Source organism: Arthrobacter liuii (assembly GCF_014639275.1).
In the GTDB taxonomy this organism is placed as follows: domain Bacteria; phylum Actinomycetota; class Actinomycetes; order Actinomycetales; family Micrococcaceae; genus Arthrobacter; species Arthrobacter liuii.
This window is the reverse complement of sequence record NZ_BMFW01000002.1, coordinates 78,552-91,972: the sequence shown is the minus strand read 5'-3', so window position 1 is coordinate 91,972 and position 13,421 is coordinate 78,552. Positions and strand designations below refer to the sequence as shown.

The following is a 13,421-nucleotide window of genomic DNA, read 5'->3' as shown; positions in this document are numbered from 1 at the left end:
CCCTATTCCGCCACGGCGGCGGTGATGAGGGCCTTCAGGGTGCCCTTCTCGATCTCGCCGAGGACGCGGGAGGCCACCCGCCCCTGCTTGTCCAAAACCAGGGTGGTGGGCACGGCGCCGGGCGGTACCAGGCCGGATACGGACAGCAGGACGCCGCCGTCCTTGTCGTTAAAGCTGGGGTAGGTCAGGTTGAAGGTCTTCTCGAACGCCTCCGCCGTGGGTTTCTCGTCCCGGAGGTTGACGCCGAAGAACTGGACACCCTGGTCCTTGAACTCCTGGTGCAGTGCTTCGAGCAGGGGTGCTTCCACCCGGCACGGGGCGCAGGCTGCGAACCAGAAGTTCAGGACAGTCACTTTGCCTTGGAAATCGGCCGGGGTGACAGCCGTGCCGTTGAAGAGCGTGCCCTGGACCTGGATGGCTTCCTTGCGGTCAGCGGCCGCGAACTCGGTCACGGAACCGTCACCGGCAACATAGTTCTTGTTGTCCCCAGCCTTGGCCTGCTTGGCCAGGGCATCCTCCTGGGCGCAGCCGGAAAGGCCCAGGGCCAGCGCGGTCAGCGCCAGACCGCCGGCGGCGAGGACGCCCCGGCGGGAGGGAAGGGAGTTGTTAGTCACTGCTTAGGCTCCAGGGGTGCTGGCGGCACCGGGAAGAAGGGACGCCGCGGGCTCGCTGTACTCGACCCGCAGAAGCGAGCCGTCGTCGTCGAACACCAGGGACGTAACGGATGTCAGGGTGCATTCGCGCTTACGGGGGTCATGCCAAAGGGGCCGCCCCTCGGCACTAAGCCGCGCCGCCCAAATCGGCAGCTGGTGGCTCACCAGGATGGCCTCGGGGCCCTGGGTTCCAAAGTCGCCGGCAGCAAGTTCGATTGCCCGCAGGCGGGCGTCCTGCACGGCGGCCGCCACCCTCGCGGCCTGCTGCTTGTACGGCTCACCCCAGGACGGGCGCAGCGGGTTCACGAGGTGCGGCCAGTGCCTTGGGCGGCGGAGTTCCGCTTTAGTGACCTTCATGCCCTCGAAGTAGTTCTCGGCTTCGATGATCCGCTCGTCGGTGTGGATTTGGAGCTTCAGGGCTTCCGACGTCGGCCGGGCCGTTTCCTGCGCACGGTCAAGCGGGGAAGCGGCCAGGTAGGTGATGCGGGCGCCGTGCTCGGCGCGCTCACGGAAGTGCCCGGCAAGCGTCCGTGCCATCTCCTGCCCCAGTTCGGAGAGGTGGAATTCGGGGAGCCGTCCATAGAGAACGCCGTCGGGATTATGGACCTCGCCGTGGCGGAGCAAGTGGACAGTGGCTTGGGGCATGTTTACCAGTTTCTCAAAGATGGCGTGCGATCCGAAATCTTCTACATCCAGTAGAACTGAAGTTTTTGAAGAAATGTTCCGAAACCGGGAACAAAACATGCAAATGCATGTTTATACTGGATGCAGCAAGTTAGTTGAGGCTTCAACTTATGAAGCTTCAACATCAAGACAACAGCAGGCATCCCTATACAAGGAGCAACATCATGGCACTTCCCGCAGACGTCACCACCGGCACCTGGACCCTGGACAACTCCCACAGCGAGATCGGCTTCAGCGTCCGGCACGCAGGCATCAGCAAGGTCCGCGGCCAGTTCACCGAAGCCGCCGCCACGCTGGACCTGGCCGAGGACGTGGCCGCTTCCAGGATCGCTGCCACCATCAAGACCGCCAGCTTCGATTCCGGGGACGCCAACCGCGACGGCCACGTCAAGGGCGGGGACTTCTTCGACGTGGAGCAGTTCCCGGAGATCTCCTTCGTGTCCAACGGCCTGGTGGCCAAGGGCAACAGCTACGAACTCACCGGCGACCTGACCATCAAGGGCGTTACCCGCCCCGTGACCCTGGAAACCGAATTCAACGGTGTGGCCGTTGACCCGTTCGGCAACACCCGCGCCGGCGTTTCCGCCGAAACCACCATCAGCCGCAAGGACTTCGGCCTCACCTGGAATGCCGTCCTGGAAACCGGTGGCGTGCTGGTCAGCGACAAGGTTGCCATCAACCTGGAGCTCGCCTTCATCGCTCCCGCAGCGTAACTCCCCCTCTTCCGGGCACCCCGGCACCAGGCCTTCCCGGCCCGGTGCCGGGGTGCCCTGTTTAACGCGCGGCCTTAACGCATGGCCGCGCGCCCAATACCTCCTGATTCACGCACAACGCCGTCCGCCGGGGGTACGGTGGACTTAAGCCACGCTGGGGGGAAGGCTGAGGACCGATTCCCGGCAGCCTACCCGGATCCCAACCTGCAGAAGGAACGCCATGAGTACTCCTCCCGTCCCGCCTCCCGCGCCCCAAGACCCCGAGTCCGGCAATGGCCAGTCCGGCGGGCAGCAGCCCGGGTCACAGCAGCCGCGCTACGGCCAGAACGCACCGCAGTATGGCCAAAACGCGCCGCAGTACGGGCAGAACCAGCCCCAATACGGTTCCCAGCCGCCGGCAGCGCCCCAGTACGGCCAGAACTCGCCGCAGTACGGTTCCCAGTACGGGCAGAACGCGCCCCAGGCTCCGGGCTACGGCCAGAACGCCCCGCAATACGGCCAGTCGCCGTATGGCCAGTCCCCCTACGGGCAGTACCCCTCGGAGCAGCCGCAGCCGGCCGGAAGCAACGGCGTCCCCCAGCTGGTGAACATCTCCTTCTGGCTGCTGATTGCCGCAGCCGTGATTTTCGTCATCACCATGCTCACCGGGCTTACCCAGCTGGATGATCCCGCCTTCCGGCAGGCGTTTGACCAGCAGGTCCAGGCCAGCGGGGCGGGCGTCACCTACGACGACATCAAGAGCGTTATCGCCGGCACGCTGGTGGTCTTCGCCATCATCGGCGCCGCGCTCTACCTGCTGGTGGCCTTCTTTATCCGCAAGGGCAAGAACTGGGCACGCATCCTGGGAACAGTCTTTGCAGCGCTGTCCGTGCTGGGCCTGTTCGGGGTTCCCACCTTCGGAACGCTCGGAACCGTCCTGGGGATTGCGGCAATCGTGCTGCTCTACCTTCCGGCAGCTGCCCCCTACTTCCGGAAGCAGCAGCCCTTCGCCAACCCGTATTCGGGCGGCTTCGGCAACCCGTACGGGCGGTAGGCGGTACGCTCCCTGAAAGTCAGGCGGCCGGGATGAAGCACTTCATCCCGGGCCGCCTACTTATATCACCTACGCCGTTTGCCCCGGGGCCTGGGCCCGTTGGGCGTGGTAGGCCAGGATTTGGAGTTCGGTAGCCATGTCCACCTTGCGGAGGTTGACCCCTTCGGGGACCTGCAGCATCACCGGCGCGAAGCTGAGGACGCTGTGCACCCCTGCCGCCACCACCCGGTCGCAGATGCCCTGGGCCACCGCGGCAGGAAGGGCCAACACCACCATGTTGGCGCCGGTGCGGTGCAGGACGGTCTCAAGGTCCGCCACGTCGCTGACCCGAAGCCAGCCCACCTCGTTGCCCACCACCATCTGATCGGCATCGAAGATGGCTACGACGTCGAAACCACGGGACTCGAAGCCGCCGTACCTCGCCAGCGCCTTGCCCAGGTTTCCGGCGCCGACGATGGCGACTTTCCAGTCATGCGTTAGTCCCAGGGCTGCGGCGATGTGGCGGCTGAGGTATTGCACCTCATAGCCCACACCCCTGGTTCCGTAGGACCCCACATGGGACAGGTCCTTGCGCAGCGTGGAGGAACTGACGCCGGAGGCTTCTGCCAGGGAATCGGAAGAGACGCGCTCAATCCCCTCGGCAAGGAGGGTGTTCAGGGCTCGGAGGTACAGCGTCAGGCGGGCAACAGCAGCAGGGGGAATCTGTTTGGCCGGTGTGCCCGCGGCATCCGGAAGGTCCGGGACAGGCTGGGGCGTTGAATCCAATGACGTCATTCGCATCCCCCTACATCGCCACGGCGCGCTGCAGCACGCGTTCCAGCCGGGCCTCGTCGATCTTCCAGAAGTCGCGCTGCACCCCGTCCACCAGCACCACCGGGATTTCCTCGGCATAGCGTTCCCGCAGTTCGGGCTGGTTGTCCACCAACTCTTCACTCCAGGTAAGGCCCAATGAGGCCGTGACCCGGCCGACGGCGTCGCGCGCTTCCTCGCAAAGGTGACAGTCAGATTTGGTGACCAGGACGACGCGGGGGGTAGCCATGGCTTAACGGTATCGCCGTTCGCGCCATACGGGTGACGCCGACGGCGGGCGCCCGGTGGATTGACTAGACTCGAGTCCATGCCCGAGGAGAAATACGTCGCCGTAGTCACGCGGCCGGTTGCTGCGCCGCAGCCCGGCGAGGCGGCGTTTTTCGATGTGGACAACACCCTCATGCGCGGGGCCAGCCTCTTCCACGTGGCGCGGAAAATGCACCAGCGCGGTGCGTTCACGCTCAGGCAGGCCGCCGGTATGGCCTGGAAGCAGCTCAAGTTCGTGGCGCGCGGGGAGAACATGGACGACGTCCATGCCGTCCGGGACTTGGCCCTGACGCTGGCCGTGGGCATCAGCGTTGACGACATCAAGGCGCTGGGCGAAGAGGTCTACGACGAAATGATTGCGTCCCGGATCTGGCCGGGCGCTAAAGCCTTGGCCGAACAGCACCTGCGGGTGGGCCGCCGCGTGTGGCTGGTGACGGCAACCCCCATCGAAGTGGCTACCGTGATCTCCACCCGCCTGGGACTGACCGGAGCCCTGGGGACAGTGGGTGAGGTCTCGGACGGCATGTACACCGGGCGGCTGGTGGGGGACATCCTGCACGGCTCAGCCAAGGCGGTGGCTGTCCAGGCCCTCGCCGACCAGGAGGACCTTGACCTCAGGCGCTGCTGGGCGTACAGCGACTCCTACAACGACGTCCCGCTCCTGTCACTGGTGGGACACCCCGTGGCCATCAACCCGGACGCGAAGCTGCGCCGCCATGCCCGTGACCGGAACTGGCCGGTCTACGATTTCCGTGCCGGCCGCCGCGCTGCCACCTTCGGCCTCAAAGCCGCCACCTTCGGCGGGGTGGTCTATGGCCTCTGGAAGGGCTTCGCCCGCATCCGCGGCCCCCACGTTTAGCCCGTCAAAAAGGAACTGCCCGCCGCCTGGGAGGCGACGGGCAGTTCCACGCTGTTCGAAGTATCCCTACTTCTTATTGCGGCGCTGGTGACGGGTCTTGCGAAGCAGCTTGCGGTGCTTCTTCTTGGCCATACGCTTGCGACGCTTCTTGATAACTGAACCCACGAAAGTTCCTTACAAACTAGAGGCAGTACCTGTCTGATGGAGAATGTCCGTGGACAAAGCTACGAACTGAACAACTGACAGATTCTTACAATGACGTAAAACGTTCCTTAACAGGGTACCGCCTATCGGGGGCGGCTCGGGACAGGCCGCCTCAGGCCGTCTCGGTGTGGCCGTCCACGACAGCACCCTTAAGGTACTGTTCAACGGCGTTTTCGGGGACCCGGTAGGAGCGGCCGAAGCGCACCGCCGGCATTTCGCCGGAGTGGACCAGGCGGTAAACAGTCATTTTGGAGACGCGCATGACCTCGGCTACTTCAGCCACGGTCAGGAACTTCGCGTTGGAGAAGTTCTGTTCTGCCGACATTTCCCTATTTTCCTTTGCTGACGGATGGACAACAGTGACCCCAGATACGTGCCAATGCGGTGTTCCGATGCTGAGCCATCCACCAACCACCTAAATAGATACTCTAGATGTTCATGTGGCAGATGTGAAAGTAGGTAAACCCCCTATTTGGCCCCCCGCCGTTTCCGCGCCGATGCCGCCAGTTGCTCCAGGACGGAGGCGGAAACGTCCCAGTCCATGCAGGCATCAGTGACACTCTGGCCGTAGACCAACTCCTTGCGTCCTGCAGCATGATCGGCGATGTCCAGGTTCTGGGCACCCCCCGCCAGGAAGCTCTCCAGCATCACACCCGCCACGGCCCGCGCTGCGGCGCCGCCCTCCTCAAGCTGGGCACCGATCTCCAGTGCAACCTCGGCCTGCCGGTGGTGGCTCTTGCCGCTATTGGCGTGGCTGGCATCCACGATCAGGCGCGGGTTGAGCCCCTTCCCGTCCAGCTCGGCCGAGGCTCGTTCCACATCGGCCGCTGAGTAGTTGGGCCCCTTGCGGCCACCGCGGAGGATGACGTGGGTGTCCGGGTTTCCCGCCGTAGCCACCAGGGCCGCCCGGCCTTCCCCGTCGATTCCCAGGAACGCCTGGGCAGCCGCGGCCGCCCCGCAGGCATCGATGGCAACCTGCAGGCCGCCGTCGGTTCCGTTCTTGAACCCGATGGGCATGGACAGGCCGGAGGCCAACTGCCGGTGGATCTGGCTCTCCGTGGTGCGCGCACCGATGGCGCCCCACGCGATCAGGTCCGCCATGTACTGGGGGCTGATCGGTTCCAGGAATTCGGTGGCGGTGGGCAGGCCCAGCGCGGTGACCTGCTGCAGGAACTGCCTGGCGGTGCGGAGGCCGGTGGCCATGTCGTGGCTGCCGTCCAGCCGGGGATCGTTGATCAGGCCCTTCCAGCCCACCGTGGTGCGCGGCTTTTCGAAGTAGGTCCGCATGACGATCAGCAGGTCTTCCTTGTGCTTCTCGGCCTGGCTGACCAGCCGGCGGGCGTATTCCAGCCCCGCCTTGGGGTCGTGGATGGAGCAGGGGCCCACAATAACCAGCAGGCGGTCGTCCACGCCGTCCATGATGGCGCGCACTTCGCCACGTCCGCGTTCGACGACGGCAGCCGCCCGTGCGTCCAGGGGCAGTTCGGTGAGGAGTTCGGAAGGGGTGGGCAGCGGAGTGAATTCGCTGACCCGCAGGTTCGACGTCGACGTGGTTTCGCTGGCGGGCGCGGCTGCTGTTGCGGTGCTCATGTTCGGGTCCTGTTCCAGATGGGAAGCGGGCCCGGATTTCAGAACCCGCCGGAGAAACGGCGAAGGGCAGAGAACGATCTCTGCCCTGTTGGCTCTGAAGGAATGCTGGATGCGTATCAGTTAGACGCGGGCCCCTCCAGAGCCAACGAAAAATACGCATACCAACGGTTAGTCATGGAAAAGACCCTAGGCTCACGCCGGCCGAACCACCAAATCCCCTCCCAACTAAGTAGCAGTAGATGTCGTTCTGAGGTCCCAAAACGACATCTACTGCTACCTAGTTGGGTTGGGGGGAGATCACCCCAGGATCTTGCGCAGGAACACCAACTGCCGGATCCAGTGGTGCTCCTGGCCGCCTTCATGGTTGTTGAACCGGTACACCTCGATCTCCTTGGCAGCTCCGGTGGAAGAGGTTCCGGACGTGCCGGAGCCGTAGGCGTTGAAGCTGGCGAAGACCGTGGACGGCGGGCAGATATCGTCCATTTGGGCAGCAGAGTACAGAGCGGGCGCCGTGGCATACCGGGCCAGGTTGACGCCGTCGAAATAGTTGAGGACGTCAAGCGCATGCTGGTAGCGGTCCCGGTGCCGGGCCAGGAACTGGGCAATCTCCGGGTAGGGGCCACGCGGGGTGATGTCGATGGCCCGGGGGAAGTCCTGAAGGAACGGAACGTCGGGCAGCGCGGCGATGACGCCGTCGAGCCGTCCCGCGGTGAGCCCTGCCGTGGCCACCACCAGGCCGCCGCCCTGGCTGACTCCGGCCAGCACCACCTTTGCCGGATCCACGGCGGGGTGGGCCTGGGCAGCCTCCACGGCACGGAACGCGTCCACGTAGACACGGCGGTAGTAGTAGTCCTCCCGGCTCCGGATGCCCCTGGTCATCAGGCCAGCGTGCGCCACGTCCCCGGCTGACGGATGGGGGTCCGGTGTGTCCCCCAACGTGCCGCCATACCCTTGGCCGCGGGTATCCATAATGAAGTGCGCGTACCCGGCCTGCGCCCAGCGCGTGTCCTGGTTGACCAGGCCCCGGCCGCCGGAATAGCCGATGTAGTTTACCACCACTGGTAGCCGGGCGCCCGCCTCCCGGTTGGCGGGAAGGTGCAGCCAGCCTTTGACCGGCGACCCGCCAAAGCCCGCGTAGGTGACGTCGAAGGTGTCAACCACCGTCAGGTAGTTCTCCACCGGCTCGAAGGCCGCGTTCAGCGGAAAGGCGCGGGCTTCTTCGAGGGTGGCATCCCAGAAGGCGTCCAGGTCTTCAGGGGGCGTTACCCCGGATGCGTAGCTGCGCAGCTGTGCCAGGGGAAGGTCGAAGAGGGGCATCGTTGTCCTGTTCTGCTTTCGGATGTTCGGCGGCCTTGCGGCGAAGTCCTTCTATTTCTACTGCACGTACCCCTGGCGCACACTGATAAGCGGTTCGTAGCGTCGGAGGCTGGTCCCGCCGGCCACGATTTCCCGCAGCTGCGGCAACCCGCCGGCTGCGGGCCCGGCGGCGCGTGCCTGGACCAGGATGTTGCCCAGCGCAGTGGCTTCGACAGGACCGGCGACCACCGGACGGCCGGTGGCGTTGGCAGTCAGCTGGCAAAGGAGCGCGTTCTGAGAGCCCCCGCCCACCACGTGCACCACGTCCACCGAACGGTCGGCGAGCCGCTCCGCCGCGGCGATGGTCCTGGCATAGCCGGCGGCGAGGCTGTCCATGATGCAGCGGGTGATGGCCGCGGGATCGTTGGGCAGGACCTCGCCGGTGCGGCGCACGGCGCCGCGGATGCGTTCGGGCATGTTGTCCGGGGCGATGAAGTAGGGATCGTCCGGGTTGATTTGCGGGCCGCCCGCCGGAAGGGCCCCGGCGGCTGAGAGCAGGGCGTCCAGGTCGGGCCGGAAGCCCTCGGTGGCCCAGGTGCGTTGGCACTCACTCAGGAGCCACAGTCCGCCCATGTTGCGCAGGTACCGGGTAGTGCCGTCCACGCCGCGTTCGTTGGTGAAGTTCGCTTCCCTGCTGGCCTCGGTGAGGACCGGGTGCTTCAGTTCAAGCCCCACCAGGGACCACGTGCCGGAGGAGATGTAGGCGAAGTTTTCTTCGCCGTTGTCCTCTTTCGCGGGAACGGCGGCGACGGCAGACGCGGTGTCGTGCGAGCCGACGGCCACCACGGTGGTGTCTCCGGGAAGTCCTACCTGCGCGGCGATCTCCGGCAGGAGCGTGCCCACCGTGTCGCCGGGCTGGATCAGCGGCGGGAACAGGTCCTTGCGCAGGCCCAGGGCGGTGAAGAATTCAGTGGCCCACTCCCCGGCCACGGCGTCGAAAAATCCGGTGGTGGAGGCGTTGGTGGCCTCGGTCCGGCGCACCCCGGTGAGGAGGAAGGCGATCAGGTCCGGGATGAGGAGGGCCTGCAGTCCCTCCAGGTTCTTTTCGGTGGCGAGCTGGTAGATGGTGTTGAACTGCAGGAACTGCAGCCCGGTGGTTTGGTACAGGCGCCGGGGGTCCAGCTTCCGGTGCACGGATGCGACGGCGGCCCTGCTGCGGTCGTCGCGGTAGCTGAACGGTTGGGCGGTCAGTTCGCCGGCTTTGTTGACCAGGCCGTAGTCCACGGCCCAGGTGTCGATCCCGATGCTGGCGATTGTTTCACCGGTTTTTTCTGTCGATTTGGCCGCCACGGAAAGGCCTGTGAGCACCTCCGCGAAGAGGGCGTCGAAGTCCCAGCGGAGGCCGCCGTCGATCTCCACCACACCGTTGGGAAAGCGGTGGACGGTCTCCAGCGACACTTCCGCAGGAGAAACGCGGCCCAGGATAACCCGCCCGGAGGAGGCGCCAATGTCGACGGCGGCAAAGACGCCGTCGACACCGGATTGTGCTTGAAACCCGGCCCCGCTCATCGGAGGAAGGCTGCTGCTACTCCGGCGTCCACGGGAATGTGCAGGCCGGTGGTGTGGGACAGTTCGTTGCCGGTCAGGACGGCGGCGGCGTTGGCCACGTGCTCGGGCAGGACTTCGCGCTTGAGCAGGGTGCGCTGTGCGTAGTACTCGCCCAGTTTCTCCTCCTCCACGCCGTAGACCGCGGCACGTTTGGCGCCCCAGCCGCCGGCGAAGATCCCGGAGCCGCGGACCACGCCGTCGGGGTTGATGCCGTTGACGCGGATGCCGTGCTCGCCCAGTTCGGCTGCGAGGAGGCGCACCTGGTGGGCCTGGTCAGCCTTGGTGGCGGAGTAGGCGATGTTGTTGGGGCCGGCGAACACGGAGTTCTTGGAGGAGATGTAGATGATGTCCCCGCCCATGCCCTGGGCGATCATGGCCTTCGCCGCGGCCTTGGCTACCAGGAAGGAGCCCTTGGCCATGACGTTGTGCTGCAGGTCCCAGTCCTTTTCGGTGGTTTCCAGCAGCGGCTTGGAGATGGACAGGCCGGCGTTGTTAACCACCAGGTCCACCCCGCCGAACGCCAGCACCGCCGCGTCGATCGCTGAAGCCACCTGGGCCTCGTCCGTGACGTCCGCCTGGACGCCGACGGCGACATCCGCGCCGCCGAGTTCCTCGGCGACCTTCTGCGCGTTCTCCAGGTTCAAGTCCGCGATGACTACGCAGGCACCCTCCGCGGCAAGGCGCGTGGCGATGGCCTTGCCGATGCCTGACGCGGCACCGGTGACCAAGGCGATACGGGTGGCGTGGGACTTGGGCTTGGGCATCCGGGCCAGCTTGGCTTCCTCCAGCGCCCAGTACTCGATCCGGAACTTCTCGGACTCCTCGATCGGCGCATAGGTGGAGATTGCCTCGGCGCCGCGCATCACGTTGATCGCGTTGATATAAAACTCGCCGGCGACCCGGGCGGTCTGCTTGTTCGCACCAAAGGAGAACATGCCCACGCCGGGGACTAGCACGATGGCAGGGTCGGCGCCGCGCAGGGCGGGGGAATCCGGCGTCGCGTGGCGGTTGTAGTAGGCCTGGTAGTCCTCGCGGTAGTCCGCGTGCAGCTCGTGCAGCCGGGCGATGGAGTCCTCGATGGACGCGTCCGCGGGCAGGTCCAGGATCAACGGCTTGACCTTGGTGCGCAGGAAGTGGTCCGGGCAGGAGGTCCCCAGGGCGCCCAGGCGCGGGTGTTCGGCGGCTTCGAGGAAGTCCAGGACGACGGCGTCATCGCTGAAGTGCCCCAGGACCGGTTTGTCGGTGGAGGCCAGGCCGCGGATCACCGGTGCCAGGGCGGCGGCCTTGGCGTGGCGCTCCGCATCCGGCAGGGCGGCGTAGCCGGGCAGCTTGGCTCCGAAGGGTTCGGCCTTGCCGTTCCCGGCGATGTACTTCTCGGCCTGGTCTATGATCCACAGCGAGTTGGCTTCCGCTTCCCCGGACGTCGCGCCCCAGGCGGTGATGCCGTGGCCGCCCAGGATGGTGCCGACGGCCTGCGGGTTGGCGTCCTTGATCGCGGCGATGTCCAGGCCCAGCTGGAAGCCGGGACGGCGCCACGGAACCCAGACCACCTTGTTCCCGAAGATCTTGGTGGTCAGCGCCTCGCCCTCGGCCGCCGTCGCGATCGCGATGCCGGAGTCCGGGTGCAGGTGGTCCACGTGGGCGGCGTCCACCAGGCCGTGCATGGCCGTATCGATCGACGGGGCTGCACCGCCCTTGCCGTGCAGGCAGAAATCGAAGGCGGCCACCATCTCGTCTTCACGCTCCACGCCCGGGTAGACGTTCTTCAGCGCGGTCAGCCGGTCCAGGCGCAGCACCGCAAGGTTCTGCTCCTTCAGCGTGCCCAGGTCCCCGCCGGAGCCCTTCACCCAGAGCAGCCGGACGTCCTCGCCCGTGACGGGGTCCTTCTCGGTGCCCTTCGCGGAGGTGTTGCCGCCGGCGAAGTTGGTGTTCCGCTTGTCCGCCCCCAGGCGGTTGGAACGCGAAACCAGGTCTTCAACAGTTTTGTTGCTCATAGCTCTTTATGCGCCCCATCCGGCTTGCTGGCCGCCTGCGCGGTCCTCGTTGATCTGTTTCTGGTAGCCGCTGGCCTTGTAGGCAGCTATCGGGTCCGCGGGCAGGCCGCGGGATTCACGCCACCCGGCCAGGGCCGGGCGGACATCCGTGTAGAAGGCGTCGTTGAAGATGCCGTTGGCGGCCAGGACGTCCCCGGCACGCTGGGCTTCGTCCAGGACTGCGGTGTCGATCAGCAGGGCGCGGGCCGTCATTTCCTGGACGTTGAGTACCGACCGGATCTGGCCCGGGATCTTCTCCTCCAGGTTGTGGCACTGGTCCAGCATGAGGGCCACGCCGGAATCCTTGCCGAACCCGCCGCCACGGATCACCTCATGCATGATCCGGAAGAGCTGGAACGGATCCGCGGCACCCACGATCAGGTCGTCGTCGGCATAGAAACGCGAATTGAAGTCGAAGGACCCCAGCTTGCCCAGGCGCAGCAGCTGCATCACGATGAACTCGATATTGGTGCCCGGCGCGTGATGGCCGGTGTCCAGGCAGACGAACGCCTTCTCACCCAGTGCCAGGGTCTGCGCGTACGAGGTACCCCAGTCCGGAACATCGGTGTGGTAGAAAGCCGGCTCGAAGAACTTGTACTCCAGCACCAGCCGCTGCTCGGCACCAAGGGCCGCGTAGATCTCCTGCAGCGACTCCGCCAAACGGTCCTGCCGGCCGCGCATGTCATCCTGGCCCGGGTAGTTGGTGCCGTCCGCCAGCCAGATCTTCAGGTCCTTGGAGCCAGTGGCGTCCATGATCCGGATGCACTCCAGGTGGTGGTCGATAGCACGGCGCCGGACAGCCTCATTGGAGGAGGTCAGCGAGCCGAACTTGTACTCGTCATCCTGGAAGGTGTTGGAGTTGATGGTCCCCAGGCCGACGCCCAGGCCGACGGCGTAGTCCTTGAGGGCGGCGTAGTCGTCAACCTTGTCCCACGGAATATGCAGCGCCACCGTCGGCGCCAGACCTGTCAGTTCATGGACCTTGGCGGCGTCCGCCAGCTTCTCCTGCACAGTACGCGGCGTGCCGGGGGTGCCGAACACCCTAAACCGCGTACCTGAATTTCCATAAGCCCACGAAGGGACCTCAATGGCAAGCTCCCCGAGCCTGCCCAGCGCCGCTGCTACGTCATTCATGATGGTTCTTTCCGGGTGTTTGAGTGTCTGTCTGATGCGTTTGGTTGATGCCCCGCTGCTGGAGCCTGGTACTGCTGTGGTTATTGAGTGCCTGCCGCCAACTGGCTGTCGAGGTTGAAGACTTCCTCAAGCACTTGGAACCCTTCGTCGGGTGCCTGGCCGGAATCTTCAAAGAGGGTTGCCATCTCGGCCTGCCACCGGGAATTAACGTCCGTCAAGGCCATGCGGGCACGGACTGCGTCAAAGTCGTCGCACTCCACGTAACCCACCAGGAGCCCGTCCGCTCCGAGGAACAGGGAGTAGTTGTGCCACCCTGCCTCCTGGAGGGCATGCAGCATCTTCGGCCAAACAGCAGCGTGCCGGCGCCGGTATTCCTCGATCAATGCGGGCTGGATCGAGGAACGGAAACACACCCTCATCGGGACTCCCCTTCAATCTTCCAAGTTTTGAATCGTTTCATTGGTACGATTCAAAGTACTCTTGGACCTGAGCAGGTGTCAAGCAATGGCAGAAACTTTGATCTCCCGCGCGAAACAC

At 65.3% G+C, this 13,421-nt stretch carries 15 protein-coding genes; 3 read left to right on the top strand and 12 right to left on the bottom strand.

All coding sequences use genetic code 11. From position 1 onward, the window contains the following. Positions 1 to 2: 2 nt before the first annotated feature. Together IEW19_RS02380 and IEW19_RS02375 are read right to left on the bottom strand one after the other, a co-directional pair. A complete protein-coding gene (locus tag IEW19_RS02380; RefSeq protein WP_188570093.1) occupies positions 3 to 614 on the bottom strand; it encodes a TlpA family protein disulfide reductase in 612 nt (203 codons plus the stop codon). A 3-nt stretch (positions 615 to 617) separates the two neighbouring features. Continuing rightward, positions 618 to 1,298, bottom strand: coding sequence for a histidine phosphatase family protein (locus IEW19_RS02375; RefSeq protein WP_188570092.1), 681 nt, complete (start codon positions 1,296 to 1,298; stop codon positions 618 to 620). Positions 1,299 to 1,501: 203 nt separating this feature from the next. Here IEW19_RS02375 and IEW19_RS02370 point away from each other — a divergent pair, with 203 nt between their 5' ends. Together IEW19_RS02370 and IEW19_RS02365 are read left to right on the top strand one after the other, a co-directional pair. Then, positions 1,502 to 2,050 carry a YceI family protein gene (locus tag IEW19_RS02370; RefSeq protein ID WP_188570091.1) on the top strand — a complete coding sequence of 183 codons (549 nt, stop codon included), beginning with the start codon at positions 1,502 to 1,504 and terminating at the stop codon, positions 2,048 to 2,050. Between the two features lie 220 nt (positions 2,051 to 2,270). After that, on the top strand, positions 2,271 to 3,083 hold the full coding sequence (locus IEW19_RS02365; protein WP_188570090.1) for an ABC transporter permease family protein: 813 nt from the start codon (positions 2,271 to 2,273) through the stop codon (positions 3,081 to 3,083). Positions 3,084 to 3,152: 69 nt separating this feature from the next. Here IEW19_RS02365 and IEW19_RS02360 read toward each other — a convergent pair whose 3' ends face one another. Further along, complete coding sequence (locus IEW19_RS02360; RefSeq protein ID WP_188570089.1) at positions 3,153 to 3,857, bottom strand: redox-sensing transcriptional repressor Rex; 705 nt, start codon at positions 3,855 to 3,857, stop codon at positions 3,153 to 3,155. Positions 3,858 to 3,867: 10 nt separating this feature from the next. Beyond that, on the bottom strand, positions 3,868 to 4,122 hold the full coding sequence (locus IEW19_RS02355) for a glutaredoxin family protein (RefSeq protein ID WP_188570088.1): 255 nt from the start codon (positions 4,120 to 4,122) through the stop codon (positions 3,868 to 3,870). Between the two features lie 78 nt (positions 4,123 to 4,200). Between IEW19_RS02355 and IEW19_RS02350 the strand changes: the two genes are divergently transcribed. Continuing rightward, positions 4,201 to 5,019, top strand: a complete 819-nt coding sequence (locus tag IEW19_RS02350; RefSeq protein WP_188570087.1) for an HAD family hydrolase — start codon at positions 4,201 to 4,203, stop codon at positions 5,017 to 5,019. A gap of 66 nt (positions 5,020 to 5,085) precedes the next feature. On the opposite strand, the gene IEW19_RS02345 is transcribed toward IEW19_RS02350, so the two are convergent. From IEW19_RS02345 to IEW19_RS02310, 8 genes are all read right to left on the bottom strand, one after another. Further along, positions 5,086 to 5,184, bottom strand: a complete 99-nt coding sequence (locus IEW19_RS02345) for a 30S ribosomal protein bS22 (RefSeq protein WP_003792170.1) — start codon at positions 5,182 to 5,184, stop codon at positions 5,086 to 5,088. Positions 5,185 to 5,335: 151 nt separating this feature from the next. Beyond that, a complete protein-coding gene (locus IEW19_RS02340) occupies positions 5,336 to 5,548 on the bottom strand; it encodes a helix-turn-helix domain-containing protein (RefSeq protein WP_043452394.1) in 213 nt (70 codons plus the stop codon). A gap of 143 nt (positions 5,549 to 5,691) precedes the next feature. After that, positions 5,692 to 6,813 carry a 3-deoxy-7-phosphoheptulonate synthase gene (locus IEW19_RS02335; protein ID WP_188570086.1) on the bottom strand — a complete coding sequence of 374 codons (1,122 nt, stop codon included), beginning with the start codon at positions 6,811 to 6,813 and terminating at the stop codon, positions 5,692 to 5,694. Positions 6,814 to 7,110: 297 nt separating this feature from the next. Next, positions 7,111 to 8,130, bottom strand: a complete 1,020-nt coding sequence (locus IEW19_RS02330) for an acetylxylan esterase (protein ID WP_188570085.1) — start codon at positions 8,128 to 8,130, stop codon at positions 7,111 to 7,113. A 57-nt stretch (positions 8,131 to 8,187) separates the two neighbouring features. Further along, positions 8,188 to 9,678 carry a rhamnulokinase gene (locus IEW19_RS02325; RefSeq protein WP_188570084.1) on the bottom strand — a complete coding sequence of 497 codons (1,491 nt, stop codon included), beginning with the start codon at positions 9,676 to 9,678 and terminating at the stop codon, positions 8,188 to 8,190. Then, on the bottom strand, positions 9,675 to 11,711 hold the full coding sequence (locus tag IEW19_RS02320) for a bifunctional aldolase/short-chain dehydrogenase (RefSeq protein WP_188570083.1): 2,037 nt from the start codon (positions 11,709 to 11,711) through the stop codon (positions 9,675 to 9,677). Before IEW19_RS02320 ends, IEW19_RS02325 begins: the two co-directional genes overlap by 4 nt. A 6-nt stretch (positions 11,712 to 11,717) precedes the next feature. Further along, a complete protein-coding gene (gene rhaI, locus IEW19_RS02315) occupies positions 11,718 to 12,884 on the bottom strand; it encodes an L-rhamnose isomerase (RefSeq protein WP_188570082.1) in 1,167 nt (388 codons plus the stop codon). Between the two features lie 80 nt (positions 12,885 to 12,964). Beyond that, entirely contained in the window at positions 12,965 to 13,303 is a 339-nt protein-coding gene (locus IEW19_RS02310; protein ID WP_188570081.1) for an L-rhamnose mutarotase, read from the bottom strand. Between the last annotated feature and the right edge of the window lie 118 nt (positions 13,304 to 13,421).

Bases quoted from the DNA above. Each gene is read 5' to 3' on its own strand.
- IEW19_RS02375 (WP_188570092.1), bottom strand. From the start codon at position 1,298: ATGCCCCAAGCCACTGTCCACTTGCTCCGCCACGGCGAGGTCCATAAT.
- IEW19_RS02370 (WP_188570091.1), top strand. From the start codon at position 1,502: ATGGCACTTCCCGCAGACGTCACCACCGGCACCTGGACCCTGGACAAC.
- IEW19_RS02365 (WP_188570090.1), top strand. From the start codon at position 2,271: ATGAGTACTCCTCCCGTCCCGCCTCCCGCGCCCCAAGACCCCGAGTCC.
- IEW19_RS02360 (WP_188570089.1), bottom strand. From the start codon at position 3,857: ATGACGTCATTGGATTCAACGCCCCAGCCTGTCCCGGACCTTCCGGAT.
- IEW19_RS02355 (WP_188570088.1), bottom strand. From the start codon at position 4,122: ATGGCTACCCCCCGCGTCGTCCTGGTCACCAAATCTGACTGTCACCTT.
- IEW19_RS02350 (WP_188570087.1), top strand. From the start codon at position 4,201: ATGCCCGAGGAGAAATACGTCGCCGTAGTCACGCGGCCGGTTGCTGCG.
- IEW19_RS02340 (WP_043452394.1), bottom strand. From the start codon at position 5,548: ATGTCGGCAGAACAGAACTTCTCCAACGCGAAGTTCCTGACCGTGGCT.
- IEW19_RS02335 (WP_188570086.1), bottom strand. From the start codon at position 6,813: ATGAGCACCGCAACAGCAGCCGCGCCCGCCAGCGAAACCACGTCGACG.
- IEW19_RS02330 (WP_188570085.1), bottom strand. From the start codon at position 8,130: ATGCCCCTCTTCGACCTTCCCCTGGCACAGCTGCGCAGCTACGCATCC.
- IEW19_RS02325 (WP_188570084.1), bottom strand. From the start codon at position 9,678: ATGAGCGGGGCCGGGTTTCAAGCACAATCCGGTGTCGACGGCGTCTTT.
- IEW19_RS02320 (WP_188570083.1), bottom strand. From the start codon at position 11,711: ATGAGCAACAAAACTGTTGAAGACCTGGTTTCGCGTTCCAACCGCCTG.
- rhaI (WP_188570082.1), bottom strand. From the start codon at position 12,884: ATGAATGACGTAGCAGCGGCGCTGGGCAGGCTCGGGGAGCTTGCCATT.
- IEW19_RS02310 (WP_188570081.1), bottom strand. From the start codon at position 13,303: ATGAGGGTGTGTTTCCGTTCCTCGATCCAGCCCGCATTGATCGAGGAA.